Source organism: uncultured Chitinophaga sp. (genome assembly GCF_937874145.1).
In the GTDB taxonomy this organism is placed as follows: Bacteria; Bacteroidota; Bacteroidia; order Chitinophagales; family Chitinophagaceae; genus Chitinophaga.
Genome location: NZ_CALNBI010000371.1, coordinates 1 through 13,857, shown reverse-complemented (window position 1 = coordinate 13,857; position 13,857 = coordinate 1). Strand labels below are relative to the sequence as shown.

13 protein-coding genes are annotated in these 13,857 nt (G+C 47.9%); 5 read left to right on the top strand and 8 right to left on the bottom strand.

What is annotated here, in order from left to right; genetic code table 11:
• Positions 1 to 53 precede the first annotated feature (53 nt).
• On the top strand, positions 54 to 425 hold the full coding sequence (locus tag Q0510_RS18260) for a helix-turn-helix domain-containing protein (RefSeq protein ID WP_142679022.1): 372 nt from the start codon (positions 54 to 56) through the stop codon (positions 423 to 425).
• On the opposite strand, the gene Q0510_RS18255 is transcribed toward Q0510_RS18260, so the two are convergent.
• Positions 422 to 1,015, bottom strand: a complete 594-nt coding sequence (locus Q0510_RS18255; protein ID WP_298715073.1) for a hypothetical protein — start codon at positions 1,013 to 1,015, stop codon at positions 422 to 424. The genes Q0510_RS18260 and Q0510_RS18255 overlap by 4 nt on opposite strands.
• 578 nt (positions 1,016 to 1,593) lie before the next feature.
• On the opposite strand from Q0510_RS18255, the gene Q0510_RS18250 reads away from it, so the two are divergent.
• The 3 genes from Q0510_RS18250 to Q0510_RS18240 all read left to right on the top strand — a co-directional run bounded on the left by Q0510_RS18250 (position 1,594) and on the right by Q0510_RS18240 (position 3,608).
• Entirely contained in the window at positions 1,594 to 2,532 is a 939-nt protein-coding gene (locus Q0510_RS18250) for an AraC family transcriptional regulator (RefSeq protein ID WP_298715072.1), read from the top strand.
• Positions 2,533 to 2,731: 199 nt separating this feature from the next.
• Positions 2,732 to 3,178, top strand: coding sequence for a MauE/DoxX family redox-associated membrane protein (locus tag Q0510_RS18245; RefSeq protein ID WP_298715070.1), 447 nt, complete (start codon positions 2,732 to 2,734; stop codon positions 3,176 to 3,178).
• Between the two features lie 160 nt (positions 3,179 to 3,338).
• On the top strand, positions 3,339 to 3,608 hold the full coding sequence (locus tag Q0510_RS18240; RefSeq protein WP_298715068.1) for a hypothetical protein: 270 nt from the start codon (positions 3,339 to 3,341) through the stop codon (positions 3,606 to 3,608).
• Here the strand turns inward: Q0510_RS18240 and Q0510_RS18235 are convergent, their stop codons facing one another.
• From Q0510_RS18235 to Q0510_RS18210, 6 genes are all read right to left on the bottom strand, one after another.
• The gene (locus Q0510_RS18235; RefSeq protein ID WP_298715066.1) at positions 3,609 to 4,229 is read right to left on the bottom strand and encodes a RagB/SusD family nutrient uptake outer membrane protein; all 621 of its coding nucleotides are present in this window, start codon (positions 4,227 to 4,229) and stop codon (positions 3,609 to 3,611) included.
• Complete coding sequence (locus Q0510_RS18230; protein ID WP_298715064.1) at positions 4,213 to 4,983, bottom strand: RagB/SusD family nutrient uptake outer membrane protein; 771 nt, start codon at positions 4,981 to 4,983, stop codon at positions 4,213 to 4,215. The genes Q0510_RS18235 and Q0510_RS18230 overlap by 17 nt, the downstream gene beginning before the upstream one ends.
• 2 nt (positions 4,984 to 4,985) lie before the next feature.
• Positions 4,986 to 8,630 carry a TonB-dependent receptor plug domain-containing protein gene (locus Q0510_RS18225; protein WP_298715062.1) on the bottom strand — a complete coding sequence of 1,215 codons (3,645 nt, stop codon included), beginning with the start codon at positions 8,628 to 8,630 and terminating at the stop codon, positions 4,986 to 4,988.
• A 122-nt stretch (positions 8,631 to 8,752) separates the two neighbouring features.
• Positions 8,753 to 9,232, bottom strand: coding sequence for a sigma-70 family RNA polymerase sigma factor (locus Q0510_RS18220; RefSeq protein ID WP_298715059.1), 480 nt, complete (start codon positions 9,230 to 9,232; stop codon positions 8,753 to 8,755).
• A gap of 319 nt (positions 9,233 to 9,551) precedes the next feature.
• Entirely contained in the window at positions 9,552 to 9,740 is a 189-nt protein-coding gene (locus tag Q0510_RS18215; protein ID WP_298715057.1) for a hypothetical protein, read from the bottom strand.
• Positions 9,741 to 9,797: 57 nt separating this feature from the next.
• Positions 9,798 to 10,946 (bottom strand): FecR family protein, encoded by a 1,149-nt coding sequence (locus Q0510_RS18210; RefSeq protein ID WP_298715055.1) that lies wholly within the window; start codon positions 10,944 to 10,946, stop codon positions 9,798 to 9,800.
• A 135-nt stretch (positions 10,947 to 11,081) separates the two neighbouring features.
• On the opposite strand from Q0510_RS18210, the gene Q0510_RS18205 reads away from it, so the two are divergent.
• Entirely contained in the window at positions 11,082 to 13,391 is a 2,310-nt protein-coding gene (locus Q0510_RS18205; protein ID WP_298715053.1) for a GH92 family glycosyl hydrolase, read from the top strand.
• Positions 13,392 to 13,480: 89 nt separating this feature from the next.
• On the opposite strand, the gene Q0510_RS18200 is transcribed toward Q0510_RS18205, so the two are convergent.
• The coding region (locus tag Q0510_RS18200; RefSeq protein ID WP_298715052.1) for a glycoside hydrolase domain-containing protein at positions 13,481 to 13,857 on the bottom strand (377 nt) is incomplete at its 5' end.

Sequence of the window (13,857 nt, the reverse complement as noted above, 5' to 3'; positions counted from 1 at the left end):
TACTTTGAGGTAAGTTTAATGGTACTTCGAGGTCGTTAAAAAGCAACAGGGCTATGTTAAAGTTACAAACAATTTCGGCAGAATGGGAAACCTGCACGGCATTATCTGCGGTTCAGGATGCGTTGTACGTGTTGCACGGCAAATGGAAGCTGCCGATCATCGTAGCCCTCAGTTCGGGCAACAAGCGGTTCAACGAATTGCAGAAAACGGTGCCTGGCATCGCGGCGAAGGTGCTTTCCCATGAACTGAAAGAACTGGAGCTCAACGGGTTCGTTACCCGCCGGGTGCACGACACCACGCCCGTGCTTGTGGAATACTGCATCACCGATTACAGCAATACGCTCGGCGAAGTGGTGGATGCCCTCCGGAAATGGGGCACCCAGCATAAGGAAAACATCCGCCGGCAACTGAAGAAAGTGGATTAGTCGAGCCGCTGGCGGAGGTAGTTCCCCAGCTCTTTCCCGGCACGGGCATAGGCAGCGCCGATGCGGGGGCCGCCGGTCCCGTTGTCGGGCGCGCTGCTTTCGCCTGCCGCCTCATCGATCTGGATTTTCACGACCGCTTTTCCGGTCTGCGTATCCATCACCGTTACGGTGCCCTTCAGCCTGGCGGACTTCCGGATGATCCCCGACTGCCCGGGCTCGATATAAATAGAACTGAAAATCAACTGATAGCGGGTAGCCGGATGCTCGCCTATCTCTTTTTCCGAAAATTTCCGGAGGGATTCCAGGAACTGGGGCTCGTAGAACTTCGATTTATCGCCAACCCACATTTCTTCCCAGGCGTACCCGCTCCCGGGAGCCCTTTTTTCGGCGTCGGCTTTTTTCTTGCGGATATAATTCGCTTCTCTCCCCAAATCCCCCACCATCAGTTTATCGTATTTATATATGATATGGAAGGTATCGATGCCTTTGAGCGCATTGATCTTGCCGGAGGAAACGTCGATTTTCTGGGCCGTCGCAACGAAAGCCAGCAGCAGCAGCGGGCACAGGAAAAATAATGTACGGGATCTCATGGTTCGTCGGTTATTCGGATAAATATAAATCTTTTCAGCCATCTGTAGCTTCAAAAAAAGGGCACCCCCGAAGGATGCCCGGTATGGCTGCTTTCTTGCGGTTATGACAGGTTGATTTTTGTTTCCGGGAACGGGTATTGCCCGTCCGCACAATATAGAGTAGCAACTAAGACCGGCCCGCGGCCTGCTTGATGGTTGGTTTCTGCATTGAACGGATAGCCTGGGCACAAGATACGGCCCGCTCCGCCCCGGCGCCCCACCGTTCACCGAGAACTGAAAAGCCGATGACAGAGCGCCGCCGCCTGCAACGCACGCCGGTCCGCCGGATGAACAAATCCACCGGAACCGCCATTTCAAACCCGGACTTTTAGACATTCCATCAGCGAACGCGCCTTTTCAGCAGGGAAATCGCCGCCAGATTGCTGACGAACCAGTGACATACCGAAATCGGGACGGTGCACAACCTTTCATGTAGAAGTATTGTTTCAGTAGATAATTTCATTATACCATCCACGCTTATCGTATCGCACAACTACACCGTATCTGTTCATTACAATAAACCGCGTACATCCATGCCAATGAAAACATCCGCAGGAATCCTGCAGGGGACGGACTATGAGTTCACCATGAAAATCCCCCCGGAATACTACGAAAGCCTTATCCATGAAGCCATTGCCCATTACAACTGCAGTTCTGGCGGTGATATGCTCACCCAATACTTCCACGACCCGCATCTGCAGGTATGGTTATACGAATCCCGGCAGTTGGAAATGCAGGAGCTCATGGTCAGGATCGCTTCACCCGCCACGGTAGCGCTCTACAACCTCGAAGGCAGTGCCCGCCTGCTCACCCGTGGCCGCGGCGCGCTGGACATCGAAGCCGACAGCTACCAGATCCTCCGGCTGCAACCCGACAGCCACCGCCTGGCGCTCGCCGAAGGCCGCCACCGCTTTCTCTTCCTGTTCCTCTCCCCTTCCATTCAATCGCTGATGAACCAGGAGTCGATCGTGGCGCCCTATGCACAACCACCCTCGGGCCCGCTGGGCCAACCACAGCGGGATCAGCTCCTCAGCATCTACCAGCCGGTGTTGAAAGGCGATATCTGGCGGCTGAAACGACAGGTGCTGCTGCTCGACGTGCTCTTCCATACGCTCGACAACGCAGGTGTTCAATACCGCCTGGAGGATATGGATGTTTACCACAACGACTACCAGACGCTCAACAGCGTGAAATCCTACATTGCAGACAACATCGATAAGAAGCTGTCGATTTCCCACCTGGCGAGGCATTTCGGCGTACAGCCCACACAGTTGCGGCGCGGGTATTACCGCGTGTTCCACCAGCATTTGTGCGATTATATCCGGGATCTGCGGCTGGATAAAGCCCGCAGGCTGCTGACGCAGACGGGGCTTCCGGTCCAGGAGATCGCGTGGGAAGTGGGATACGGCTCTGCGGCGGGGTTTTCGCGGGTATTCTCGCATTATTATCAGCAGGCGCCGATAGACGTTCGGAAGTGACGGGATTGTACGAATGAAAAAAATGCAAAGAAATCTGTCGATCCGGATATTGGAAAATAAAATTAGAAGAGTAGATTTACATATAGAAGCATGAACGGCATGAGAATGCACATCAGACTGAGAACGATTCATGCCACGCTAAATAATGTCTACATCACGAGAGAAACAAGCATCTAAACAGCAATTAAACCGGGTATCTATGAAGCAAAAGAGGTTGCTTGAGGGTATAGTGTTTTTCCTATTTCTATTTTGGATTTATGCCGCGGTGGTGAAACTGGCGGACATCAGTTTATGGCGGTTCCGGTTGAAGGAGCAGCCGTTCGACGATATGTTCGCGGAGCCGTTGGCCTGGGGCTTGCCCATACTTGAATTTGTTATTGCCGGGTTAATGATATCTGCGCGGACGTTGAAGTGGGGATTGTATATGGGGGCGGTGTTGCTGGGGGTATTCAGTGTGTATATCGGCATGATTCAATTGAATTTCTTTTCGCACGTTCCATGCAGTTGTGCGGGTATTGTGAAGGCCTTCGGATGGACGGAGCATTTAATTTTCAACGGGGTAATTCTTGGCGTAACGATTTATACCATTCTCCGGATTAATAGAATGCAAAGTGACACAGCTCCTGCAACGGTGCAGCTGTCTTGAATCTACACAACAGTGCTTTCTCCTTTACTGTTTTTGCCAACTTTCCCATTCCCTTTAATTTTATCAGCTAGCAACTGCAGCGGCAGGCAACTGCCTCTTGTATTTGTATCTATTTTAAATCTAAGTATCGTATTGCTCTCACAGAAAAAAAAGAATTATTATGAAAAAGCTCAAAATTAGCTTAATCGCAATTGCATTGATTATTGGTGGTGTCCAGGCGTATGGGGGACGACTCAGCCAAACTTACTATTGCGCACCTGGCATTTCACAAGATGATACTTGGTACTATGTTGCAGCTTCAAGTCCGGCTATGTTCTGCACTGGTGGACAGGACTTTACATACGTTTGTACATTCAGTTCCTTTAGTGGCTTTACAAATGGGGCTCAAGTTGCACCCAATGCCGCGTTTATCCTCAGTACATATCCATAATCACCTAAAATTTTGCTCAATACCAGCCTTATCTATTTCAATCTGTGGAAACGGATAAACATATTTTGGATCATTTGGCGCTAGAATTAAGTTCACAGAGCCAAACCTACGTTGAATTGAAGTGGCAAGTCTAGGATCCAAATTAAGCCGTCTTAGATCTTGCCACCTAATTTGTCCCGTAAATGGTAATTCTTTTCGCCTTTCTTGCAATATCATATCCAAAGCCTCATTAGCATCTGAAGTCAGATATTCTACATAAGTCCCCCTCTTGTATCTATAACTCAACAATTTATTTAGATCATTGAGTCCTTCGTTAATTCTACCCAATCTTACATTACACTCTGCACGAATCAATAGGATTTCATTTATAGCAATTCCAGAAAAATTCTTTTCCCTTCCAGTATAACTACCGACGAACTTAATTAACGAATCATCAATTCTCTTGAAGAAGTACACTTTTCTTAAATCATTATCATCATACAATTGATAGAAAGCTGTATCAACACCGCCATAACCCGGCACTTCATTTGGAAAAATCAAAACATATCCATTGCCTTCGCCATAGAATAAAACTTCCGAATTTCCAGTTTTAAAATTCGGAAATCTAAAAGGTAAAATCAATTAGCTGGGTATTATTCTTAACTACTGAATCTGCAAATTGAAAAGATTTTTCATAATTATTCATACTTAAGTAAACCCGGGCTAACAATCCCCAAGCCGATAGTTTTGTTGGCTGTGTTGTAAATAAACCCGTCTTTCCCAACAAGGATGATGCAGTAGTCGCATCCTCCAAAATTTGCGAATAGCACTCCAGAACACTGGACCGCTGTACTATTTGATTAACGTCAGAACTCCGCTTAATACAAATCCCCTTATCAGTATTCGCAGTAGCAGAGTTATATGCCTTGCAAAACAAATTCACAAGCTCGCTATACATGTATGCTCTATAAAAGCAAGCTTGTCCTGATATTTGCCTGTATGATGCTGGATCATTACTTTCGATCTTCAAATTTTTTAAGGATTCCAAAACAACATTAGCATAAACGATGCCTTTATATGCAGTAAAATAATCAGTTGAAATTTGTCCTTCGTATATGTCCTTTGTCCATAAATATGCATTCTTCTCAATTACATTGACACGGCCCAATTCCGAATCCTTAACCAAAATATTATCACAACCTATGAGCCCAATTGCAGGCATGGATGTATTGAAAATTGTAGTGTTATTCAACAATTCCTGCATATCCTTGACAGACTTGATTGTTAACTCCTCCTTTTTCCTCGGTTCATCAAGCCATTCATTTTGCTTATTACAGCTCAATAAAATTAGAAGAATTGCAGGTATTACAACTGAAATTTTAGCTGTGATTCTCATGACTATAATTTTAATATAGCACCAATAGAAATGGTAGGTCTTATACGATAACTCTCCAAAACTGCGGTATATTGTAAATCTGGATCCAATCCCAATTTGTTGGCGCGCCAGATAATACCAACATTACTTAAATAAGAATAAAGTTCAATTTGTTTTACTTTAGATATCTCTTTAGTGTTCGTTACCGTATAAGATAATCGGATATCTTGGAGTCTAATATTATCAGCTTTCTCTACCAATACCTCCGATCTTTGATAAAACTGATTACGCAGATCATTATACGCTACACTAACTGATGGAACATTGGTGTATCGTTCATCACCAGCCATTCTCCAACTTTTCGAAAAGTCTTGATGAGGTCCCTTCAATAAATCCGAATAATTTATTGGCAATCCGGGTTTTCGAAAGTAGTATTTAAAACGGTAGTATAGATTAACTGACAAGTTCCACCTTTTATAGGTGATATCATTCATGACATTACCAAATATTCTAGGAGAAGCGGAACCATGGTAAACTAGGGAATCAGTATGGAAATTATTAAGCATCGCAGTGTAATTTTTGCTAACCTCACCGTTCAAATAGCCTTGTGGATCCCCAGTTTTCGCATCCAATCCAGCCCATTTATAACTGAACATGGCTTTTGTTGATTTTCCAGGTAGTCTAACCATACCTATTCGTGAATCCAACAGAATTACGGATTGTCGTGTAGGTTTCTGATCGTATTCCAACAGCTTATCGGAAATCCATGAAATATTAAGTTTTGGACGCCACCCAACACTTCTACTGAACTTCCAATTTCCGTTTAGAGTCAATTCTCCTCCACGTGTAACCGTTCGAGCTGAGTTCAGTTGAACAGTTGAAAAGCCAGTTTGGGGAGCGACATCGAATCTCTGAATTAAATCAAAACTTTTCTTTGTAAAGAAATCAAAGCTTCCCTCGAGATGTTGTTGAAACAGCGAAAAATCACTACCAATGTTCAGCATCTTTGATTTTTCCCATCTTAAGTCTTCATTAGGGGGATTCAGAATCACACTAGTAGGTAGCCCAGTTAACGGATCTACATCAGGACTTCTACTAATTGTTAAATATGAAGACCCGTAGTATCTATTCACAAAATCTACATTCCAGAACTCTTCCTTATCAACTGACCAACCTCCCGCAATAGCCCAGAATGGCGAAAACTTCCGATTCGTCCTGGCACCAAACAAATTCCCTCCATCCCTCCTTGCAATTAGGTTTAATTCGAGCCTTTGGTCCCAATTATACTCCAATACCGAAAAGTATGAGATATAACGACTTAAAAAACTGCTGGTGGAGCCATCAAAATCTAAAAACGTATTTAACTTACCTTGTCCGACTGGTGTCAACGGATACAATATGTTTGTATTCAAATTTGTAACTGGAGTACCATTGATATCGCTATAGCCTGCCTGTGCTCTTTCGGAACCTTCTGCATCTAGTTCACGGACTTCCCCACCAACTAAAAGCCTGAAACCATGAGATTTGATATTACGATTAACCCCTAGCGTCCCCCGCACATTATTTGCTTTCCAGTCATAATCGCCGTTAATCATAATCCCACCAGCTGGTAATTGCTGAGTTATTCTGCCAGTAGCAATATTATAACTTGAAAAAGTATTGACTAAGTCCCTGGTGAAGTATGAGTTAGCGCTATAGTAATTGTTCCCATTTATAATTTGTCGCTGATTCTGGTAGGATAAACTTGCTTGAAAAAATCTCAGAAATTTATAATTAATTGAAGCTTTAAGGATAAGATTTTGAAGCGTATTCTTGTTCGTGTTATTACTTATTTCATCCAATGGGTAGTAATTCCAATCCAAATAACCCAGTCGGTGCAAACTGTCTGTAAACAATGTATTATAATCCTTTACTACTGGCACTTTATTCCCTTGCTTATCTGTAAAAGAGGCATATGGGTATAATTCTCCTGATCTCCCGTTTTTACTTTGAACACCTCTGAATGCGACGTTATTACCAATCTGTAAATTGTTTTGCGTATAATTTATATAAGCATTAACCTCTAAGTTCTTGGCAGGTTTGAATATATTATTATAGACAACATTAGTTCTGTTCTGATAGTTTCGAACAAACTTTGTTCTGGCCCTGTCGTGCCCTAGTGATAAGAAGTACGAAAAATCTTTGGTTCCTCCACGTATGTTAATAGAGTATTGCTCTCCGAATGAATTACGGTATGCATGTTCTGAGAAATCACGCCGAACATCGTTCAACTTAAGTTGATTTAGCTGGTTTTCGAGCTCAAGATTATTTAGTTCCCCGTTTCTGTTTCTAAGCAATAAACTTACAACAGGAGTTATGGCTGGTCTGTTGAAAGTATTATTAATGTCTTGCTCATAGAATCCTTGAGAAAAAAGCGTTCTTTCAATTTCAATGTAATCCTTGGACTCGATAAAATGAATATCATCATGCAATTTTGGCTTTAATCCAAGTGACATGCTCACATTAAAATTGATTTTCATTTTCTCTCCATACTTCCCTGTCTTGGTTGTTAATACAATTACGCCATTACCGCTTCTCGCCCCCCAAATACTGGTAGACCCTGCATCTTTTAATATAGTCATAGAAGCTATATCGTTGGGATTGATGTTTGTTATATTACCTTCATAAGGGAAATTATCTAAAATTATCAGTGGATTAGGATTTACGCTATTGGGTGAAATAGTATTGAAACCTCTAATATAAAATCCATTATCAGCACCATCGGGAGTTTTAGGAAACCAATTTATCGTCCCAGGTGTTCTGCTTACTAAAATACCACCGGAAATCCCTTCCAAACGATCGAGAATATTTGGGCTTACGGCCCTATTTATCAATGTACTATCAATCACATTATATGCCCCGGGCGTCTCGCGCTTCTTCAATACCTGGTACCCTGTGTTCGCTGTAACCTCTACGGCTTCGATCTGGGCAACGGCGGGTTCGAGGATGAAGTTCTTCGTGTGCTCGCCGTCGAGGCGGTACTGGCGGCTGAGGAAACCGATGGAATTGATAATTAGGACCGATTGCGGATGCACCCGCTCAATCTTGTAGAAACCGCTGCCGTTGGTCACCCCGCCCTTTTTCTCGCCCTTCACCATAATCGTTACCCCCGGCAACGCCACCCCGTCGTTATCCATCACCATCCCCGTAACCGTGATCAATTGCTCCCCGTTATTCAGCCGCACGGGGTGCTGGCTCCTGAACAGGATGATATTACCCCCGCGGTACGTCCAGTCCACCAGCCGGTCCCCCAATACCTTATCCATCACTTCCGCAACCGGGGTCTTGCGGAAATATACGGTGACCTCCTGGCTGAAATCGATGACCTTGCTCGACCGGTTGACGTATATACCCGTCTCCTTGTCCATCAAATCGAATATTTCCTCGATGCTGTAAGTACCGGAAAGCGTAAACGTCTTCTCCTGGGGAAGCGTTTGCTGGGGAGGTGTAGTACCCTCCTGGGCGCAGGCCGGACCGGCCACGCTGAATATCATGGTGAAGGTGAAAAAGCTATAAACCAGAATCGCTGCAATATTCCCCATGCGAATGTCTTTACAAATTTTGGTTGTTTGTATGTCGTTCGTTCTGGCAGCAGACTCCGGGGTGCTTTTCACATGGAGATGTTCCATGCAGGAATCCGGGGATTAGTCTCATAAAATAACCAAAAATCCTATTTACAAAAATAGGATTTTCGCTTTTGTCTAAGCATGCTAACGTGTTTGTGTAGTTGATAGGCCCTACCATGGGGCAATTATCTTAAATGCCTGAGGCGATTGCGTAAATTCTTTAGCGCGATTTTGATGTGGCTCTTCACGGTCTCCAGCTTCAATTCCATCTCTGCGGCGATCTGACGGTGCGGCTTCCCTTCCAGGTACGATTTCTCAAACGCCAGCCGTTGTTGCCCCGGCAAAGAATTCATCGCATCCTGCAACCCTCGGCGCGTGTCCCACCGCTCCAGTTGCTCTCCCGTCTCAAACCTGGGCTCCGTTTCCTCGAAACGGTCCCTCCGCCGTTTATCCGTCTCCGCTTTCCGCTGCGCACTGAGACAATTATTGCGCACAGCACTGAATATATATGCTTTATACTTCTCCGGCTCCACCTTATCCAGGTGGCAGCGCTTGATGATCACTTCAAATGTATCCATCACCACATCATCCGCCTCCGCAAGGTTCTTCTTCTGCAGCAGGTAGGCAGCCTCCGTTACCAACGCCCTGTGATATTGCGCGAACAAATCACAGATCAATTGATGCATTGCATCTGAAGGCTCATGTGGTGTGAATGATGCTTCCGACATATAATACGCATCTTGTTTTTAGATTGTTAAAATACATCGGCCCCTCATCCCTTTTACAATTTTTCCCGGGAAAAGAAGCCCATGTACAATCAAATGCTATTACGGAATTTTTCTTCACTCAATTTAGTGAAAAAATAGAATGCAAGAAAAAGCGAGTTGTTAATCTCGCGTTAATCAATGGATCCTGGTTCATGCCTAACATGCACTCCGCAAAAACAAATATAATGGTTAACTCAGGGAATTACTAACAAACAAGTTAGAGAATATGCTCGCTGTCCTTGACGATCTCCAGCCGGTACCCGATCCGCGAAAGCAACTCGCTCGACTCATCCAGCAAATCCAACAACTCCTCCCGCAAATTCGAACCATTCTCCCCGGCCCGGTGTACGAAATCCTCCCAACTCAGGTTGTCCGTCAAGAAGATGAACTGCAATCTGTTCGTCAAATATGAATTTTCCATAATGAAAAAATTAATATATGGTCCTGATTGTCCTGAAATACACTAGAATACATACAGCTTCTTCCCTTCAATCCGGTAACGAACTCCCTCCGATAAACGCAACACATCCATAAACTCCTCCAACGGCTTGTTCTTGTCCAGCTTCACATCAAACTCATACGCCGCCAACTCCGGTTTGTCCACCACCAGCTCCAGCGAATACCAACGCTCCAGCGCCTTCGCTATCTCCTGGAAATCAGCATTTTTGAAATAATACACCCCCTGCATCCACGACAACTTCTCCCGCTGGTCGAACGCCGTCACCTCCAACTCCCTATCCTCCCGCCACACTGCCTCCTGGCCCGGCTTCAGCTCCGCCGTCCCGCCATCGCCCACCGCACGGATACGGCCACTCACCAACGAAGTCACCACCTTACCCGGCTCATACGTGTTCACATTGAACGTGGTGCCCAATACCTGCACTTCCCCCTGCGGCGTCTGCACCACAAAAGGTTTCCCCGCATCAGGAGATACATTGAAATATGCCTCACCGCTCACTTCTACCTCCCGCCTGTCGCCGGAAAAAGTGAAAGGAAAACGGATAGAACTCTTCGAATTCAGCCATACCTCGGTACCGTCCGACAATACCAGCCGGCAATCCAGCCTTTGCGGCACTTCCAGCTGGTTCCAGCCGTCGGCCGTTCCGGAAGGGTCTTCGTACCGGAGCGTCTTGTCCTCCCCCATCTTCACCTTCACGTTCGCCACCAGCCGCGACGAATTGGGCCGCAGCGCAATCCGCTCGCCACCGGCAACGTTGATCGTCACCTCGTCGGACGCAAACTCCGGCTGCAGCCGCGCCAGCTCCTTAATTTCCGGCTGCGGATGATGGAAATACCGGGAATACATCACCGTTACCACGATCACCAGCACGGACGCCGCAGCCACCCAACGAAACAGCTGAATGGTACGGGTCGACCGCTCCGCCCCTTCCAGGGCCTGCGCGGCCAGCTCGTCCCACCGCTTGTTGGTAGGCCGCTCCCGCAGCAGCTCAATCATTTCCGGCGAGTTGTACAGTTCATACAATTCGTCGCACATCTGTTTGATCTGGGGGTCCGCCATGGCCGCTTCCAGCTCGGCGTCCTCCTTCGGGGTCGTAGTACCCGCCAGTTTCTGGAGGTACAAATGCCGTATATGATCTAAATTTTCAGCCATAAGCCAACGGGTCTTATATTAATAGATGGATTTTACATCCCCGCAGGGTGTATCATCCAAAAAAAAAATTCAAACGGAAATCTAACAAATCATCTCCATTCCACCACTATTAAAGAAGGCTAAAACGATTTAAATTTGAAAGAATTAATCAATTCCTCCATACATATGCGTTTATTCTCCACATGCATTGCGCTGCTGGCGCCCGGTCTCCTCATCGCGCAGGACCCGGCCCGGTACGTCAGGCCCATCATCGGGACCGCCAAAATGGGCCACACCTATCCCGGCGCCACCGTCCCCTTCGGCATGGTCCAGCTCAGCCCGGACACAGACACCATTCCTTACGAAATGAACGGGAAATACAACCCCGACGTCTACCGCTACTGCGCCGGCTACCAGTATGCCGATCCCACCATCACCGGGTTCTCCCACACCCACTTCAGCGGCACCGGCCATTCCGACCTGGGCGATTTCCTCATCATGCCCGCCAATGGCCCAGTCCAGCTCAACCCCGGCACCGCCGGCCATCCCGAATCCGGGTACCGCTCCCGGTTTTCCCATCAAAACGAAACCGCCGAACCCGCCTATTACAAGGTACTGCTAAACGACCATCATATCACCGCAGAGCTCACCGCCACCAACCGCACCGGCATGCACCGGTATACCTTCTCCTCCGGCGATAACCCCCATATCGTCCTCGACCTCATGGCCAATCTCTATAACTACACAAACAAGAATGTGTGGACGTTCCTGCGGGTTGAAAACGACACCCTCATCACCGGGTACCGCCAAACCAACGGCTGGGCCCGCACCCGCACGTTGTATTTCGCCATGACCTTCTCCAGGCCCATCCGCCGGTACGGCCACCAGAACATGGCCAGCGACGTGTACAAGGGCTTTTGGCGCAAATTCAACCAAACCGAAAACTTCCCCGAAATGGCCGGCCGCCAGCTCCGCGCCTGGTTCGGCTTCGACGCGCAACCCGGCGAAGCGGTGACCATCAAAATGGCGCTGTCGCCCGTGAACACCGAAGGTGCCGTCAACAACCTCCGCGCCGAAAACCCCGGCTGGGACTTCGACGCCGTCCGCCGCCAGGGCCGCGACGCCTGGAACCGCGAGCTCTCTAAAGTAAAAGCAGAAATGCACGACGAAGACGGGCTCATCAATTTTTACACTGCGCTTTACCACACCTACCTCGGCCCCACCACTTACGCCGATGTTGACGGCCAATACCGTGGCATCGACCAGAACAACCATCGCGCGGAAGGGTGGACGAACTACAGCACCTTTTCGCTATGGGACACCTATCGCGCCCTTCACCCGCTCTTCAACATCCTCCAGCCCGCCCGCAACGCCGATATGGTAAGGTCGATGCTCGAACATTATAATCAAAGTGTCCACAAAATGTTGCCGGTATGGAGCCACCAGGGCAACGAGAACTGGTGCATGATCGGCTACCACAGCGTGTCGGTCATCGCAGACGCCATCATGAAAGGCAATATTAAAGGGTACGACGCCATGCAGGCCCTCGAAGCCTGCGCCGCCACCGCCCGTTACAAGCCCTACGACGGCATCGGGTATTACATGGCGCTCGGGTATGTGCCGGAAGACAAGAACAGTTCATCCGTGTCCAAAACTCTGGAATATGCCTACGACGACTGGTGCATCGCGCAGGTAGCGAAAAAACTGGGCCGCAACGATTTGTATGCCGAATTTTCAAAACGCGCGGAAAACTACCGTAATGTGTACGATGCCTCCACCGGCTTCATGCGGCCGCGGATGAGCGATGGAACTTTCCGAAAGGAATTCGATGTACTGAGCACGCACGGGCAGGGGTACATTGAAGGGAACGCCTGGAACTACAGCCTGTATGTGCCGCACGCACCGGCGGAAATGATAGGGCTGATGGGTGGAAAAAAACAATTCACCGGCCATCTCGATTCCCTGTTCACCATGCACCTCCCCGATGCGTTTTTCGCGGAAACGGAAGACATCACCCGCGAAGGTATCATCGGCAATTACGTACACGGCAACGAGCCCGCCCATCACGCCGCCTATCTCTACAACTGGACGGATGCGCCGTGGAAAACGCAGGAACGCGTGCGGATGATCATCGAAAAAATGTACAAACCTACGCCGGATGGACTCGGCGGCAACGACGACTGCGGACAGATGAGCGCCTGGTATCTCTTTACCGCGCTGGGCTTCTACCCTGTTTGCCCGGGCTCCACGGAATACGCGCTGGGCAGCCCCACGGTTGTTTCAGCGGATATTCAACTAGAGAACGGGCGCACCTTCCGGGTAAAGACGGTGAACCAGGGAACGAAAAACGTGTATGTGAAGAAAGCTGTGCTGAACGGGCGTACGATCGATCGTTTCATTACGCATGCCGACATCATGGACGGTGGCACGCTGGTATTCCACATGAGTGCAAAGCCCGTTAAGTAAGGGGCAAAAAAAACATCCCGGAGAACCGGGATGCAGAATTTACAGTGAACAATGAAATAGCAATGATTGCTACTATTCCAGGATCTTGATTATTTTCCAGTTGTTGTAAATGAATAAGGATAAGCAGACTCGTTTGTGCCCCTTTGTTTGTTAGGATTCGCCCCCATCGTCACTTTCATCACTCCGCCCTGCTGGATCGCCGAATGGCTGATCCAGTTGGTGTTGTGGGGTTTCCCGTTCAGCGTAATGTTTTGGGTATACACATTCGATTTGCCGTTGCCCGGCGCTTCGATCACGAATTGCTTGCCGTCTTGCAGGGTCACCGTCATTTTGGAGAACAGCGGCGCGCCGAGCACGTACTGGTCGGTGCCGGGGCACACGGGATAGAATCCCATGGCGGAGAACACGTACCAGGCCGAGGTTTGGCCGTTGTCTTCGTCGCCGCAATAGCCATCGGGCCCGGCGT

Bases quoted from the DNA above. Each gene is read 5' to 3' on its own strand.
- Q0510_RS18260 (WP_142679022.1), top strand. From the start codon at position 54: ATGTTAAAGTTACAAACAATTTCGGCAGAATGGGAAACCTGCACGGCA.
- Q0510_RS18255 (WP_298715073.1), bottom strand. From the start codon at position 1,015: ATGAGATCCCGTACATTATTTTTCCTGTGCCCGCTGCTGCTGCTGGCT.
- Q0510_RS18250 (WP_298715072.1), top strand. From the start codon at position 1,594: ATGAAAACATCCGCAGGAATCCTGCAGGGGACGGACTATGAGTTCACC.
- Q0510_RS18245 (WP_298715070.1), top strand. From the start codon at position 2,732: ATGAAGCAAAAGAGGTTGCTTGAGGGTATAGTGTTTTTCCTATTTCTA.
- Q0510_RS18240 (WP_298715068.1), top strand. From the start codon at position 3,339: ATGAAAAAGCTCAAAATTAGCTTAATCGCAATTGCATTGATTATTGGT.
- Q0510_RS18230 (WP_298715064.1), bottom strand. From the start codon at position 4,983: ATGAGAATCACAGCTAAAATTTCAGTTGTAATACCTGCAATTCTTCTA.
- Q0510_RS18225 (WP_298715062.1), bottom strand. From the start codon at position 8,630: ATGGAACATCTCCATGTGAAAAGCACCCCGGAGTCTGCTGCCAGAACG.
- Q0510_RS18210 (WP_298715055.1), bottom strand. From the start codon at position 10,946: ATGGCTGAAAATTTAGATCATATACGGCATTTGTACCTCCAGAAACTG.